This window comes from Arthrobacter sp. Soil764 (genome assembly GCF_001428075.1).
GTDB lineage: Bacteria > Actinomycetota > Actinomycetes > Actinomycetales > Micrococcaceae > Arthrobacter.
On the sequence record NZ_LMSI01000024.1, the window covers coordinates 178109 to 193606 of the forward strand.

14 protein-coding genes are annotated in these 15498 nt (G+C 61.9%); 11 read left to right on the forward strand and 3 right to left on the reverse strand.

Translation table 11 applies throughout. The features are described 5' to 3' along the window. Window positions 1-235: 235 nt before the first annotated feature. Entirely contained in the window at window positions 236-1282 is a 1047-nt protein-coding gene (locus tag ASG86_RS18595; protein WP_056337955.1) for a lactonase family protein, read from the reverse strand. Between the two features lie 280 nt (window positions 1283-1562). On the opposite strand from ASG86_RS18595, the gene ASG86_RS18600 reads away from it, so the two are divergent. The 10 genes from ASG86_RS18600 (at window position 1563) to ASG86_RS18650 (ending at window position 11515) form a co-directional block, all read left to right on the forward strand. Beyond that, the gene (locus ASG86_RS18600; RefSeq protein ID WP_235565230.1) at window positions 1563-2336 is read left to right on the forward strand and encodes a putative protein N(5)-glutamine methyltransferase; all 774 of its coding nucleotides are present in this window, start codon (window positions 1563-1565) and stop codon (window positions 2334-2336) included. 307 nt (window positions 2337-2643) lie between these two features. Next, window positions 2644-3839, forward strand: a protein-coding gene (locus tag ASG86_RS18610) for an IS3 family transposase (RefSeq protein WP_156386233.1) whose coding sequence is annotated in 2 segments (ribosomal slippage) — window positions 2644-2911 and window positions 2911-3839 — 1197 coding nt in all. Because the reading frame shifts where the segments join, the coding sequence is not laid out codon by codon here. A 188-nt stretch (window positions 3840-4027) separates the two neighbouring features. Continuing rightward, entirely contained in the window at window positions 4028-4198 is a 171-nt protein-coding gene (locus ASG86_RS20615) for a hypothetical protein (protein ID WP_156386234.1), read from the forward strand. Window positions 4199-4998: 800 nt separating this feature from the next. Next, a complete protein-coding gene (locus ASG86_RS20620; RefSeq protein ID WP_156386235.1) occupies window positions 4999-5859 on the forward strand; it encodes a hypothetical protein in 861 nt (286 codons plus the stop codon). Next, a complete protein-coding gene (locus tag ASG86_RS18625; RefSeq protein WP_200946290.1) occupies window positions 5856-6506 on the forward strand; it encodes an RES domain-containing protein in 651 nt (216 codons plus the stop codon). The genes ASG86_RS20620 and ASG86_RS18625 overlap by 4 nt, the downstream gene beginning before the upstream one ends. Before the next feature lie 1042 nt (window positions 6507-7548). Next, complete coding sequence (locus ASG86_RS18630; RefSeq protein ID WP_056337966.1) at window positions 7549-8727, forward strand: ROK family protein; 1179 nt, start codon at window positions 7549-7551, stop codon at window positions 8725-8727. Between the two features lie 112 nt (window positions 8728-8839). After that, window positions 8840-9298 (forward strand): PTS sugar transporter subunit IIA, encoded by a 459-nt coding sequence (locus tag ASG86_RS18635; RefSeq protein ID WP_056337967.1) that lies wholly within the window; start codon window positions 8840-8842, stop codon window positions 9296-9298. Between the two features lie 34 nt (window positions 9299-9332). After that, on the forward strand, window positions 9333-9605 hold the full coding sequence (locus ASG86_RS18640; RefSeq protein WP_056337968.1) for a PTS sugar transporter subunit IIB: 273 nt from the start codon (window positions 9333-9335) through the stop codon (window positions 9603-9605). Window positions 9606-9681: 76 nt separating this feature from the next. Then, window positions 9682-11202, forward strand: a complete 1521-nt coding sequence (locus tag ASG86_RS18645) for a PTS ascorbate transporter subunit IIC (RefSeq protein ID WP_056337969.1) — start codon at window positions 9682-9684, stop codon at window positions 11200-11202. A 31-nt stretch (window positions 11203-11233) separates the two neighbouring features. After that, on the forward strand, window positions 11234-11515 hold the full coding sequence (locus tag ASG86_RS18650; RefSeq protein ID WP_056337970.1) for an HPr family phosphocarrier protein: 282 nt from the start codon (window positions 11234-11236) through the stop codon (window positions 11513-11515). A gap of 248 nt (window positions 11516-11763) precedes the next feature. On the opposite strand, the gene ASG86_RS18655 is transcribed toward ASG86_RS18650, so the two are convergent. Then, the gene (locus ASG86_RS18655) at window positions 11764-12963 is read right to left on the reverse strand and encodes an IS110 family transposase (protein WP_056337972.1); all 1200 of its coding nucleotides are present in this window, start codon (window positions 12961-12963) and stop codon (window positions 11764-11766) included. A gap of 778 nt (window positions 12964-13741) precedes the next feature. Continuing rightward, window positions 13742-14521, reverse strand: coding sequence for a GntR family transcriptional regulator (locus ASG86_RS18660; protein ID WP_156386236.1), 780 nt, complete (start codon window positions 14519-14521; stop codon window positions 13742-13744). Between the two features lie 19 nt (window positions 14522-14540). Between ASG86_RS18660 and ASG86_RS18665 the strand changes: the two genes are divergently transcribed. Further along, a complete protein-coding gene (locus ASG86_RS18665) occupies window positions 14541-15485 on the forward strand; it encodes an ABC transporter permease (protein ID WP_235565231.1) in 945 nt (314 codons plus the stop codon). Window positions 15486-15498: the final 13 nt, after the last annotated feature.

Consider the following 15498-nt stretch of genomic DNA (forward strand, 5'->3'; position numbering starts at 1 on the left):
GGGCGCGCCTGAAGGAGTGCGGAATAACAAGGGTGAGACCTTCCTGGGAAGCAGCGCTGCTGTACAGGCTTGCCGTTGACAAGGGATGCGGCAGGAGGGTTCGAAGGACAGCATGCTGACCTGTGAACCAAGTCACAACTGTAAGCGCTTGCACTGAATTACTCCAGTGTTTGGGGGTGGTCCCCTATGAGTCCGGGCACGAGCCCTTATCAGGAAGTCCTGGCTGTATCTGCGGTCAGCCGGCGGAAACCAGGGCCGTGGGCGATGGGGTGGCCAGATCATGAAGCACCGGCCCTGGGAGTCCGGTGACGGGATCCAACTCAAACGTCGCGATGTTGTCCGACCTCTCGTGGGCCACGTGCAGCCAGCTTCCCCGGACCAGGTGGTGCCGCGGCCAGTCCCCGCCGCTGTCGCAGTCCTTGACGGGGATCAGTTCGCTGCCGCCTGCTGCCACTTCCAGGACGCTGATGATGTTGGATCCGCGGACGCCGGCGTACGCGAAGTTTCCCTGCGGGCCAAGGCAGATTTCGGCAGCGGAATCACCGTCCTGGCTTCCGCCGGCGGTGGCGGGTCCGCGGAATACCAGCTCATAGGTGCCGGCATCGGGCCGGACCACGAAGACCTCCACGGAGTACTCCGACACGATGAAGACATTGCCCGAAGGGTGCTCGACCATGTGCCTGGGACCGCTGCCGTAGGGGAGTACCACCTCATGGTCGGCCACCAGCCCGGAACCCGGCTCATAGTTCCAAATTCGAAGGGTGTCATGACCCAGGTCCGTGGTCATGACCCGGCCGTCGCGCAGCATCAGGCTGGCATGGGCACGGCTTTGCCTGGGGCTGCCGGGAGAAAGGCTCGCGTGGGGGTCAACCGACGGTGCGGCGGGGAACCGCCCGGCCAGGCCGCCGTCTTCATCCAGCTCGTAGAGCAGGACCTGCCCGTCGCCCCAGCAGGCTGCGGTGGCAAACCGGCCGTGCAGGTCCACAGCCACGTGGCAGGTGGCCTCTCCGGCCGGTTCCGGTGCTCCAAACAGTTCCAGCGGAAAGTCGCCCCGGCGGCGGTAAGCCTGGACCTTTTTGCGCTGCTCGGCTGCCGCGTACACCACCGGCAGCGTGGGATGGACGGCCAGGAACGACGGCGACTGCGCCTCCACTGCGGTGCCAAGCCATTCAAGGCTTCCGTCCTGGTGCTCCCGGGCAGCCCCGATGCCTTTGGCGCGGCCGCCGCCGTCCGGGGTGTAGGTGCCGATCCAAAGAATGTCGCTGGCTGTTCCCATGGTCATGGTCCCATCCTGCCAAGAACCGGGACCCATTCCCGTGCATAAGGCCACCTATTAGCATGGGATTTCCAGCAACGGACGAAGGAGGCGGGCCCATGACAGCGGTAACAGGTTTGGTTGTCCCCGCCCGCCGTCCGGAGAGCGTGGCTTAGCAGGCATGGGGGTGCCCGCCGGCTCAACGGAGGGCGTTGCTGTGCCACGTCCTGGATCACGGGCTGTCCGCAGCCCTTCTCCGTCTCCCGGTTCTTCCCCACCGCGGGACTTCGACGGCGTTGTCTCTGCCTTGAGATCCGCGGGCTGCGTCTTCGCGGAGGAAGAGGCTCGCCTGCTGCTCGCCGAAGCCTCAACTCCCGCTGACCTTGCCCGGAACGTCCAACGCCGCGTGGCAGGCGTCCCCCTGGAACTCATCCTGGGCTGGGCGGAATTTGCCGGCCGCCGCATTGTGGTGGAGCCGGGTGTCTTTGTCCCCCGGCGTCGGACCGAGCTGTTGGTCACCGAGGCACTGGCGCTGCTGCCGGAGCGGCACACGCCTGCACCCGCCGTTGTCGTTGACCTCTGTTGCGGGACCGGTGCCGTGGGAACAGCCATCCTTCATCAGGCTCCGTGGGTGGAACTGCATGCCGCGGACATCGAACGTGCGGCTGTTCGGTGTGCCGGGCGAAACGTTGGGCCTATGGGCGGCCAAGTGCATGCGGGGGACCTGTTCGATGCCCTGCCGCCGGGGCTGCGCGGCCAGGTCCAGCTGCTCGTGGTCAATGCGCCCTACGTGCCCACGGAAGCCATCCGCACCATGCCGCCCGAGGCGCGTCTTTACGAACCAGCGGCCTCCCTTGACGGCGGTCCTGATGGCTTGGACTTCCACCGCCGTGTTGCTGCCGGAAGCCCCGGATGGCTGGTTCCCGATGGTCATCTGCTGATTGAAACCAGCCAGCGGCAGGCAGCGGGCACATCCGCGATTCTCACCGCCGCCGGGTTCGACACACGGACGGTCCGTTCAGAGGAAGTGGACGGCACTGTTGTGGTCGGGAGCACGACGGCGGGGGACCAGCGAGCATAGGCATCCTGCGCGGTTCATCAGCCCAGGATCCCTAAATCCGATGCGGCCTCGGCCCCGCAGCACCCCCAAGTGGCGGTCCATCTTAAGCCGGTCCGGCAGCCCGCGACCTGTTCAGCACCCTTGTCTCATCTGGGGTTAACCTCTGTTGGTGGACACCTGAAGTAGCGGGATCCTTGGATTCTGCGGGAAGGTGTTCTTGTGAGCACGACACGACGTAAATTCACTCCGGAGTATCGGCNTGGGGTTAACCTCTGTTGGTGGACACCTGAAGTAGCGGGATCCTTGGATTCTGCGGGAAGGTGTTCTTGTGAGCACGACACGACGTAAATTCACTCCGGAGTATCGGCGGGAGGCCGCGCGCCTGGTCATCGATACGGGCCGGCCGGTAGCGCCGGTGGCCCGGGAGCTGGGTCTGGGTGAGCAGTTGCTGGGCCGATGGGTGGCCCAGGAACGGGCCCGGCTGGCGGCTCCCGAGGAGTTCGCGGCGGCTGAGACGGAAAAGTCTGAGCTGGAGCGTTTGCGCCGGGAGAACGCGCAGCTGCGGATGGATAACGAGTTCCTGGGAAAAGCCGCAGCCTTCTTCGCTTCCAAGCAGCAGAATCGGAATGCTTCGAGCTGATGGAGGCCGAGAAGGCTAACTACCCGGTCCAGCGGATGGCCCGGCTCTTACGGGTGTCCCGCTCCGGGTTCTACGCCTGGCGCCAACGAAGCTCTGCAGTGGCCGAACGTGCCGTGGTGCGGGCGGAACTGGATGCGAAGGTCCGGCGGGTGCACAGGGATTCGACCGGGATTTACGGGGCGCCCCGGGTGCAGGCCGCGTTGGCCAGGAACGGGACCGGTGTGGACCGGAAGACCGTGGCCGCCTCGATGCGCCGGCAGGGCCTGGAGGGGATCTCGCCGCGGCGGTTCCGGCCGGTAGCGCCGATCGGTGAGGTGCGGGTCCATTCGATCCCTGATCTGGTGGCCAGAAAGTGGGACACCGGAGCCTTGGATGCGGTCTGGATCTCGGACATCACGTACCTGCGCACCGGTGAAGGGTGGGTGTATCTGTGTGCTGTCAGGGATGCCTGCTCCCGGCGCGTGATTGGGTGGGCGATGGACTCAACCCAGACCACCGGCCTGGTGGAGCGGGCGCTGCGCATGGCCTACATCCTGCGCGGCGGCGGCCCGGACGGAGTCGTGTTCCATGCAGACCGCGGTACCCAGTACACCTCCGCCCAGCTCAACGACGTCTGCGCCGGGCTGGGCATCAGGCAGTCCGTCGGGCGGACAGGCGTGTGCTGGGACAACGCGATGCAGGAATCGTTCTGGTCAACACTGAAGACCGAGTTCTACGACCGGCGCCGGTGGGCGACCAGGCAGGACGCTATCCGGGAAACAGGACGCTGGATCGAGGAGTTCTACAACCGCACCCGACTCCACTCAGCCCTGGGCTACACCACGCCGGTGGAACACGAACAGTTCCTCACCAGCAACAAACCTCAGCCGGCACAAGCCGCCTGATCAACTGTCCACGATTTGCGGGTAACCCCAATAGACGACGTCTCAGAGGACGCGTGCATCATCTGGGTTTGGCTCGACGGCATAGGCCGCATTCTCGTAACTGAGCACGACGCGGTGACCTTCATACACCCATACAGACCTAATAAATGGGTTAGGTTATGAACCATCCGCGGCAAGCAGCACTTGCAATGTTGCAGCAGAACACGGCAAGCATCGAACAGCTCTGGCTGAGGTACTACGCCAACGGCGGTAACGCCGATCCGCTGGAGTTCGAAGCGTATATATATGGCCTTTTGCCCCACGACGACTTAGACGCCCTAATTCTCTCCTGGGCAATCGAGGACGTAGCCACCGGGTAGGGAATGCTCATCGCAGCTGAGAGGAGTTGCAGGGGTCCTAAGGCCGTAGTTGGAGCGCCCTCACCCGGCGATACTTCCATATGGCCTACATTGTGAAGTACCGGACCGGAGCCAGTACCGGCTGGTTCAGGGTGGAAGGCATGCACCTCAGCGACGCCGTGGCCAAGGCGAAAGACGCCCTACGCGGTTTGAATTGTGCCTATGCAGTGCTGCTTTTCTCCATCTGCCCAACTCAGCCCGGCGGTGACGTCTCGGTCGTCGCGACTTACACCCAAGTCGAGGGATGGAGCGTCCAAGAAGCTCGGCCGGAACGCTAGCCGGCCTCGAAGGGCACGAACTCGCTGACCCACTGGGGTCCGCGCTGCAACACAAAGCGTTGGAAAAGACCGACCATCTACCGCAGGCTTAAATAATGCGCATTCGAATAGGCGCGGTGAGTCACAACTACACCCTATCCTTACGCCAGAATCTCCTGACATGGAACGACGTGGCGCCGATGCGGAGCTTCCACCTGTTCTCCGGCGCCTTATTCAGTCACAACGGGTGACATAGCCGCCCACAGCCAACAAACGATTCATCAAGTCCAAATTCTTTGACTCTTTCGACTGATCTCGCGCTTGCCCTTCCCGAATCCCACCCTTACGACTGTCAGGGTGGGATCTAAGAGCAGCAGAGCCACTGTCTAATAAAGCGGAACTTCGCCCAACCCTGCCGCCAGCGCACGAAAACGATGTCACGGTTGTCTTGGTTGACCGCCACGCATAGTATGGTTGTCTTGGTTGACGGAAGGGGATTTGGGCATGGTTGGATCGGGAGACGCGAAGTCCATTGATGTTGCAAAGAACAAAAGCAAACCAATCCGTCAAGCCTACGGTGAACTCGTTGGAGAGATCGTTGAACTGGAACGACGTTATCCCGACCTAGTCCAAGTCCGCGCCGATGAATTGAACGATGCACTCAGCAAGACTCTTTCGGGCCTTGATCGAAAGTCGTTTGCGGGAGCCACTAGAACAGGACGACCGAAAAAAAGGTATCGCACCACTTACGGCAAACAAGCTCGTGTTTTGCTCAACATGAAAACCACAGGGAAGACTACGGCCAGTCCTGGACTTAGGCTAGGCAGCCATGTTCCTGTGCCCCCACCCCATATTGCCCAACCTGACCCTGTACGAGATGTGACAGCACGACTGGCTGCCGCGTTGCGGCGAAGCCCGAACGTAGACCTTACGAGTGTCGACCCATCGCGTCTTGTACAGTCCATGCTTCGCGTCATTCCCCGCAAGTCAGGCTCCAATGAATTGGCGGATAGGGTCGGCCCGTTCTATGACACAACGGGCCTCAAGAACTGGCTAGGCGTGTCTAGGCAAGCCTTGGAAAAGAAGCTCGGCGCTGGCAAGCTGCTCGGCTGTTTAACTTCAGACCGCGTTCGCCTATACCCCGTGTGGCAGTTCACCGAAAGCGGTTCGCTGTTGCCCGGCCTGTCGGATGTGCTGGTCGAACTCAAACATGGAACTGAGGACGGCTGGATCATCGCGGCTTGGTTGACCACCCCAGTCGAGGAACTCGGTGGTACTGCAGCTGAATGGCTAACGGCCCGACGCGACCCGGCACCCGTCATTGAGCTGGCTCATGACGACGCGGCTGCATGGGCGGCAGCATGACGCGGGCGGATTCTGCATTGCCCGAGCCGCCTGCCGACCTCACGGGGTTCCCCAGTCAGCGGATCGAGCCGGATCGAAAGCTGTGGCGTGCCGTTCAAGCGCCGAACCCTGACAGATGGGGTGCTTGGTGGTTCTCTTCCAACGGTGGACGTTTCGACCTGCCTAACCCGCTGGGCACCTGCTACCTAGCGACAGATGTCAAAGCGGCGATTCGGGAACGGCTCGGACGCGTCTTCCGTATCGGCTCGTTGTTGCCCGAGTCCCTGATGCATGCCATGGAGTTGGCCGAAGTCCAGCTGCCGCACCCCGTGGAGGTGGCGGATACGGGGCACGAGTCGGCGGCCGATTGGGGGGCGATCCGGGAGCTGGGGTCCGTCACGGGCAGCTACGCGAAGACGGTTCGTTGGGCGCAGGCATTCCAGCAAGCCAGCTTTGGCGGCGTGCTGTACGAGCCTCGTTTTAGCTCGCGTGCTGAGGCCAGCGCCGTAGGTGTATTCGATGCTGCCGGCGCCAAGCCGTGGCCAGAAGGTGCCCGGTTGTCAGGTCAGGAGGCTTTCACACTGACAGGGCTCGACAAGTTCGTGGCCGTAATTCCCTCCTCGAAAGCAGCGAAAATCATCGCCCCTCCTCCCCCGGTTCGCCGCTGAAGGCTGATCGGGGCTGGCTTGGAGCCTGGAGGAAGACTTACGTACAACATGGCGTGCGGATTGAGTCGTCCATGCGGAAGTTGCTGAATGATGGTTCGTAGCTTCCGCGCACGGACAGGACTAGTTCACGCGGTAGCAAATGGTTTGAGGCGGCTTCGGCCCCTACGAAGGCAGCCATCGTACCTGAGAGACGACTCCGATGAAGGCTTTTGTTTATCAGGATGCCGGGACCAACGGCTTCTGTTCAGCTTGACGGTATCTCCATTATCGGCATTTGATTTGGGCCAATGGGTGAGACATCGAAAGGGGATGGATAGCTGCCCGTGGAGTGTTGGTTATCAAGCGCCAGTTGGATTTCGCCCTTGAAGTCTCAGAAACACTAAGTAGGCTGATTGCTGGGCGTGGTGTCCAACAGAGCGGCACTGCGTTCCCCACCCGCGCGTTTAATTTCACATATGGCCCCGGTCGACGCCGTCTCGTAATCCGACGTGTCTTGTTTCCGGGAGCGGGATAGCTAATCATTTGCAGCGGCAACGGTTTCACCTTTGCTGGGGAGGGCTTAGGCCTTCGTTTGGGGGCGCTGCCAAAGAGCCGGCTCCTGGTCCCGGATTCTGGAACTGGAGTCAGCCCCGATCTTGGAACTTTCGACAACGCGGGACCGATCCCGAGCATCCCATAGAGGCCAGCGTCTTTGGGTGTTGAGGGCTGAATTCTGAACGCGATGGTAACTGCCGTCCGCCAGATCACCACTTCCGAACCCCACTGATAGCATCGGGCTCTGTCCGGGATCACAGTCCCCCGTTCCCCTACCTTTCCCGCCGGATGTCAAGCGAAAATTCCCAGCGGCACCTTGAGGTGGTTGCCGTCGGTCAGGCTTGCTATGCCGGTCATTTACCAGGCAAGGGCTCCGTCCCGTGGGCCAGAGTATATGCTGTGCCGCGCCGCCTTGATGAGACCTGCGACACGGTAAGCTTTTGATTATTAGTATGCATAAACCGGCGGTCTGACATCCGCGGCAGTAACCGCATCACGAGAGGTTGAGATGGCGCAGTCACTTTCGACAGGGTCAGGTGTTGTCCTGGACCTGATCAGGTCCGGGCAGGCCACCACCAGGAGCGATCTCCTGGAGCGGCTGGGGTGGTCGCGCATCACCCTCGCCCGGCGGCTTGAGGAGTTGTTGAACGCCTCCATCATCATGAGCGTGGGCCAGCTCGATTCACGTGGCGGACGCCCGCCGGAGAAGTTCGCCGTGAAGCCGGATTCAGGCGTACTGCTGGCCCTGGACATCGGCGGCTCGCACAGCATGGTGGCCATCACGGACCTGGTATCGACGATTCTCAGTGTCGACCAGGCGGACATCGGGCCGAGCCAGGGTCCGGCCGAGATCTTTGAATGGGCCGGCCAGGTCTTCGACCACATGCTGCAGCGCCTTGGCAAGACCAGGGATGACGTCCTGGCGATCGGCGTCGGCGTCCCCGGCCCGGTCGATACGGCCACGGGCCGCCTCGCATCGCCGCAGGTGGACAAGCAGTGGGACGGTGTGACTGTCCGCGACTACTTCAGCAGCCGATACGGACATGCCGTCCTCGCGGTCGACCGGGACGTGAATGTCATGACGCTGGCCGAGGCAAGGCGGGGCGGAGTGGGCTACCAGGACATTGTGGGCGTGAAAGCCGGCATTGGAATCGGGCTGGGGTTCGTCCTGGATGGCGCCGTGTACCGCGGAGCGCGCGGAGGTGCCGGAGACCTGAGCCGGCCGCGCATCGGCGGCGGCCGGCTCCAGCGGCTTGAAACCGTAGCCAGTGGAGCCGTTGTGCGTGCAGAACTGGTGGCCCGCGGCTACAAAGTCAGGACGGGAGCCGACATCGTTGAGCTCGCCGCGAGCGGGGACCACCGAACGCTCGCCCTCCTCGAAGAAACGGGCACCAGCCTTGGCCAGACACTGGCCGACATTGTGGGACTGATCAACCCCGAGGCGGTAATTATTGGCGGGAGCCTTGCCGCGGCGGGCGAACCCTTCCTCACACCCATCCGCGAAGCCATCTACGCCGGGGCACGCGAGTTCGCCACCCAGGACCTCGTTGTCGAACCTTCCCGCCTGGGGGCCGAGGCGGGCCTCACGGGGGCTTCACTGCTTGCCCAGGACGCGCTCTTCGCGCCCGACAGGATCAGCCGGCTCACCCACAGCGGGGCAACATCACTTGCGTTGGCCTCAGTATAGGCGGCACTCCCTACATCACACTTTGGTCTACTTGTAGACTTAAGCCCTCAATCCTTGCTACGGTGATCTGACTCACATCGTCGTGATGTGATCCGTTGACTGAAGGATCCCCGTGGCTTTAAACCTCGCTGAAGAACTCTCCTCCATTGCCACCAATGTCGCCGTGTCCGACTGGAGGCAGGCTGTCCGGTATGCCGGAGATGGGCTGGTGGCCGGCGGGGTCACTACAGAGGACTACACCGACCAGATGATCGCTGCCGTCGAAGAGCATGGCCCGTATATCGTCATCGCGCCCGGTGTCGCCCTCGCCCACGCCCGCCCCTCCGAATCCGTCAAAAAGGGAGGGCTGAGTTGGGTCAGCCTGGCCTCCCCTGTCGAGTTCGGGCACAAATCCAATGACCCCGTCTCCTTGGTGATAGGCCTCGCGGCCCTTGACCACACTGCCCACATCGAAGTCCTCAGGGCAGTCGCAGGGATCCTTTCGAACCCGGCCACCCGCAGTGACCTTGATGCCGCGGCGAGTCCGGAAGAAGTTCGCTCCCTCCTGGCGCGCGCCGCCTCCCCGAAATAAGCAACACCATCTCCGAACTGAAAGGCAACGAACCATGAAGATCGTCGCTGTATGTGGAATGGGCATTGGAACATCCGTGCTCCTGAAAATGAACGCCGAAAAGGTCCTCCAGGATCTTGGCGTCGACGCTGATATCGAAGCCGCTGACATAGGCGTCGCCCGCGGCGCTGCACAAACGGCGGAAATCGTTCTCACTTCCCAGGAGCTCGCACCTGAGATCGGCGATGTCCCCGCGGAGGTCATCGTCATAGAGAACTTCTTCGATCTCGATGAGATCCACAAGAAACTGTCTGCCGCTGTTCGCTAGGCAATGCCCGGTGGTTCCGCCACCCCCACCATCACAAGACAAACCAACAATTCGGCTTTAAGGGAGTGCCTACGGCATGGACTGGCTCGTAGTAGTACTGAATTTCATAGGGCAGCAGATTCTTAATGTGCCCGCGTACCTGATCGGCATTATCACCGCGGCAGGCCTGATCGCATTGCGGCGCAACTCTGGCCAGGTCATCGGAGGCGCGCTGAAGGCGGCCTTGGGTTTCTTCATCCTTGGCGTCGGCGCTACGGTGGTTACCGGATCACTTGATCCCCTTGGCAAACTTATCCTCACTGTCACGGGGGCCCAGGGAGTGATCCCGACCAACGAGGTCATCACTGCCATGGCCCAGGAACAGTTCGGCGCCCAAAGCGCGTACGTCCTGACCTTTGGCTTCCTCATCATGCTGGTACTGGCACGCTTTACTCCGTTGAAGTACGTCTTCCTGACCGGCCATCACATGGTGTTCATGGCCACGATGCTCACCGTTATTCTGTCAGTCGGACTGGGACAGGGCCTTGACTGGCTGATGGTGCTCCTCGGGGCTGTCCTGCTGGGGGTGATCATGGTGGTCATGCCGGCGTTCCTCCATCCCTGGACGAAGAAGATCACTGGCAATGACACCATCGCCATTGGCCATTTCGGCTCTCTGGGCTACATCGCGGCCGGGGCAGTTGGACAGGCCACGGGCAAGCGCAGCAAGTCAGCAGAGGACATCCAGTTTCCCCAGGGGCTGAAGTTCCTACGCGACTCGATGGTGGCCACGTCACTCTCCATGGTCCTGATCTACATGGTCTTCACCATCTGGGGCCTTATCGCCCTCCCGCCCGCTAAAGCGCTGGCACTTTTTGATGCCGCAGATGCGGGGGCCTTCATCATGGCGGGCTTCAAACAGGCGCTGATGTTCGGCGTCGGTGTGGCTGTCATCCTTTATGGTGTTCGCACAGTACTGGGCGAGCTCGTCCCGGCCTTCCAAGGCATCGCGGCCAAAGTGGTGCCGGGTGCCAAGGCAGCCCTGGACATCCCCATCGTTTTCCCCTTCGGGGCAAACGCTGTGCTCATCGGCTTCCTGAGCTCCTTCACGGGAGGCTTGATCGCCCTCGGTGTCCTCGCCATTTGGCTTAACCCGGCCTTCGGCTTGGCGCTGATCCTCCCGGGAATGGTCCCCCACTTCTTCACCGGCGGCGGCGCCGGTGTGTACGGTAACGCAACCGGCGGACGCAGGGGAGCTATGCTCGGCGGCTTCGTCAATGGCATCATCATCACCATCCTGCCCGCCATTTTGCTGCTCGTCCTGGGCAAGTTTGGACTCGCCAACAGTACCTTCGGAGACGCGGACTTCGGCTGGTTCGGTACCCTGATCGGTGTCAGCCTTAGCGGCGGCCCTGCCGTGGGCGCCGTCCTGACCATCCTTATTGCCACGGCCCTCGTGACAGCCGCGATCATTTTCCAGCGGCGGGTGGTTGATGCGGGCTGGGTTCCCGGTGCGAAGCGCGATGCGTGGCTGGCCGAAGCCAAGGAAGCCGAGACCAAGGCCAAAACCAAAGAAAGTGAAAAGGCTGTGGCCAAACAACCCAGTCCGGCCGCATAACAGACGGCCGCATAACAGACGAAGGAATCACATGCCCGAACGAACAGCAACCATCGCCAGCCGAGTGGGCCTCCACGCCCGCCCCGCCTCGATTTTTGCGGAGGAGGTCAACAAGCTGGAGTTGGACGTTACCATCGCCCCCGAAGGTACGGGCGCCGACGAAGCGCTCGACGCGGCCAGCATCCTTTCCCTGATGAGCCTCGGCGCTTCTTACGGCGACGTCGTAGTACTCCGCGCCGACGGTCCGGGCACTGATCAAGCCCTGACCCATCTGGTTGAGGTCCTGGAGACCGACCACGATCCGGAAGCCTGACAGCAGCCGGACCCTGCACCTTCGCGGGTGGCATGTGCAAGTGCATGCCACCCGCGCTGGTGCAGGTCATGCAACCCGGCCCGGGCCTACCCAGAAAGGCTCGTGAAAGTGGCTGGCGAAAGGCTGCGACGGGCCACGTCTCTGTAGCTCTTTGCTGCCCGGGAGTGCGTCAGGAGACGCGGCGCGGCTCTGGGCTAGCCTCGACTCGTCCTGATGGTCTGTAAGGGAACGTGTCCCTATGCTTTTGGTCAAGCGGCCAGGGCGGGTTTGTCCTCGTAGAAGGTGCCGTGTTTGAGCATTGAGTAGATGACGTCGCAGCGCCGGCGGGCCAGGCAGATGACGGCGGCGTTGTGCTTCTTCCCCTGTGCCCGTTTCTTTTGGTAGTAGGCCTTCGAGGCCGGGTGGTGGCAGCTGGCGATCCAGGCGGATCTGAAGAGGGCGTTCTTGAGTTGCTTGTTTCCTGATCGGGCGGGGAATTCACCGCGTATCGAGGTGCCGGAGCGCCGTGTGACAGGGGCGATGCCTGCGTAGGCGGCGAGGTGCCCGGCAGAGGTGAAGGTGCCGGCATCGCCGATGGTCAGGAGTATCGTCGCTGCGGTCTTGATGCCGACTCCTGGCATGGACATCAAGACCTGGGAAAGAGGGAAGTCATCAAGGAGTTTTTCGACTTCTTCGGCCACGATGGCGCGCTGGTGTTTGAGCTCCTTGATTTGCGCTGCGACGCGGGGAATGACCAGTTCAACGGCTTCTGTGCCTATGACTGTGACGGTTTGCTCGCCCAGCGCCGTGAAGATCGCGTCGACCAGGTTCACCGGGTCTTTCCGGCTGTGGTTCCTGGCCCACCGCAGCACGTTGCCTCGGCCTGCGGTCCGTAGTCCAGTCGGTCCGGAGTACTTGATGAACAGCTCCAGGACCAGGCCGCGGGTTAGCACGGTCCCCGGGAAGACGCGCTCCAAGGCGGGGAAAATCTGGAGCAGCAGGGACCGCAAACGGTTGATTGCCCTGGTGCATTCATGGGTCAGATCAGCGTCGAATCCGGAGAGCACTTTCAGCGCCGCAAGTACCTCGCTGTCCCGGTCGACGGCCCGTAGCGTGTGCGGCATGGTACGGGCCGTCTCGGCGATGATGAACGCGTCCCGGGCGTCCGTTTTGGACTTTCCCGGGTACAGGTCAGCGGCTTTGCGCATCGCCAGGCCCGGCAGGTAGGCAACGGTGCACCCGCAGTCCCGCGCCACCGCTATTGGCAGCGCGCCGATTGTGTTGGGCTGGTCCACGATGACCAGCACCCTGCCGTGCTGCTGCAGCCCAGTGAACAGCTCGCGCAGTCGCGCCTCGTCCTGCGGCAACGGCTTGTCGAAGACCCGTTCGCCGACCCCATTCAACGCCGTGGCGTGATGCTCAGACTTACCGACATCAAGCCCGCAGTAGACCTCGTACCCTTCGTCCATCCGGCGCTCCTTTGCACCAACTCCTGGCCGCAGTCACGACACCCGATGCTGGCACCCACGTTACAAAGAGACCTCGCCCCTCGGAAGGAGCCGGCCGTGTCCCTATCAGCAGTCAACGCGTGTCTCCGAACCTGGCGACAACACCCCCCGGATCATCAGCGACAGGGCAAGAAAGTCATACCAGGTCCAGCGACCAAATCCCCGGCCCTCGGGGACGGAATAAATGTAACGGGGCTGGTTCGGGCGGCCGGGTTGGTGGCCCGACCCCGTTTCGGATCGGCCCGGGACGAGGTCCAGCGGCCTGGCATGAGCAGCACTCCACGCGGCCCGGCATGTTCCGCGATCCGGTGGCCCGGATCGCGGCGGACCGGCGTGCGACCTGACATGGTCATTGACTCCCCAGGGCGTTCACTCTCGTCAGCCTGCCGGCGGTTGCGATCCGCAGGGCGACCTCCATCTTGATGGCCTCCCCGGTGGTGTGCCAGGAGCCGGTGGGCCAGAGCCGGGACCGACATGTCGAAACGCCGCAGTCCGACGCTGACCCATACGACCACCCTGGCAGTAAGTTCTGCCCCGGCCGGCGGGTGTGCCTCGGTGAAGGTGGTTCTCCGGCAGCCTGGAACCAGGCACCGTCAAACTCGCTTGGCTCACAGCAGCCGAACCGGTCTGCCGCACCGGGGAATCTCATGGGCGTCCACGGCAACGGCGAGGACCCCCGGAGGGGTGTACTAACATCTGCGCCACCTGAGGGTGCAGTACCGGAGAATGGCGTAACCGCCTAGGAGTTACGGACCATGAATTGAGACAGGGCCTTCCCTGCGGTGCGGATATGGAAGCGAACTGCTTTTTCAGCAGCGCGCGGATCGCCGGCTCGAAGGGCTTCAACGATCTCTTCATGCTCGAGGAGTGATGCTTCCGGGCGCCCGGGTACGCGGGCGGAGATGTTATTCCCAATGCGCATTTGACCGAAGAGATTATCAGCCACACCTACCAACCGCTTATTTCCGGACGCAAGCCACATCAGCTGATGGAATCTGATGTCCAGCTCCAGGTAACCGGATACATCCCCGGCGGCAACGACGGCCCGCTGTTGCTCCAGGAGTTGCTCCATTTCATTGGCAAGTTCAAGACGTGAAGGGGATTGCGCCGCCCTGCGGCTGGCTATCACTTCGAGTGCTTCCCGAAGTTCATAGATCTCCATCAGGTCATCAAGGCTCAGTAAGGGAACAAAGAATCCGCGGTGGTCGCGGGATTCGAGTAGACCTTGGCGCTCAAGGGCGGCGAGAGCGGTTCGAATCGGGGTGGCCGAGAGGCCCAGACGCTCGACGAGCGGCCGCACCGTCACCCGATCGCCCGGAAGCAGGTCTCCTGAAAGAATTAACTTGCGGATCTCCGTGTGGGCCACACGGACAAGCCCGTCGCCGCGGACAGCGTCCACATTCATGCTGGCAAGGTCCGCATCCAACGTCTTATTCACAAAATTCAAGCTATCACTCTTGACCCCCGGGTTGAAGCGTGTCAGGCTTTTTTTAATCAAAAATCTAAAATTTTGAGTCAAAATCCGAGTAGGAGTGGCTATGAATGACCGTTCGAGTGATGCGGTGTCGAGTACGACGGCCTCTGTGATGCCCAACGATCAAGTAGTTGCGGCACTGGCCGAAGGACCGGCCCTTTCCACGCCGACAGAGCTTCCCAGTTCTTCGAAACGGATCGGCGCTTTTTTCGGCCGATCATGGGTCATCCGGAGTATCACCTTGTTGGCGGGCTTGTTCCTGTGGTGGCTGGTGACTTCGCTGCAACTTGTTCGTCCGCTGTTCCTTCCGTCCCCGGGTGCAGTATGGAATGCCTTTGTCGAAGCCAACACGGACCATAGGATTGCGCCTGGCATCGACCGCATGGTGCGAGGGGCACAGAACTACTATCTGTGGGAACACCTGATTGCCAGTCTGCAAAGAATTGGCATTGGCGTCGGCGCAGCCATCGTGTTCGGCATCGCGCTTGGCCTGTTGATGTCAACGGTCCGGCCAATCAGCATCGTCATCGAGCCATACCTCAACTACCTGCGCGCTCTTCCGCCCCTTGGCTACATCGGTATTTTGATCGTGTGGTTTGGCATCGGCGATACATCAAAGAACTGGCTGCTGTTCCTGGCTGCATTTCCTCCGATCGCAGTGGCCACCATCAGTGGGGTGCGTGGAATTAAAGAGGATCAAATTAACGCCGCGTTATCCCTCGGAGCGTCCCGTTGGCAGGCTGTCTTTCACGTAATCGTCCCGTCCGCCCTGCCAGAGGTGCTGACGGGGATCCGCATCGCGGTCGCTTTTGCCTGGACCACGGTCGTTGCCGCTGAACTCAGCAACGGGATCCCCGGTATTGGCGGACTGGCTTATCTCTCCGGTACTGAACTCCAAACTCCTTTGACAATTGCATGCATCATCGTCATCGGGCTGACAGCAGTAGCACTGGACGGCGCCCTCAAAGTCACCGAGCGTCTCCTGGTTCCGTGGCGCGGCCACGTATGACCTTTCCATTCCA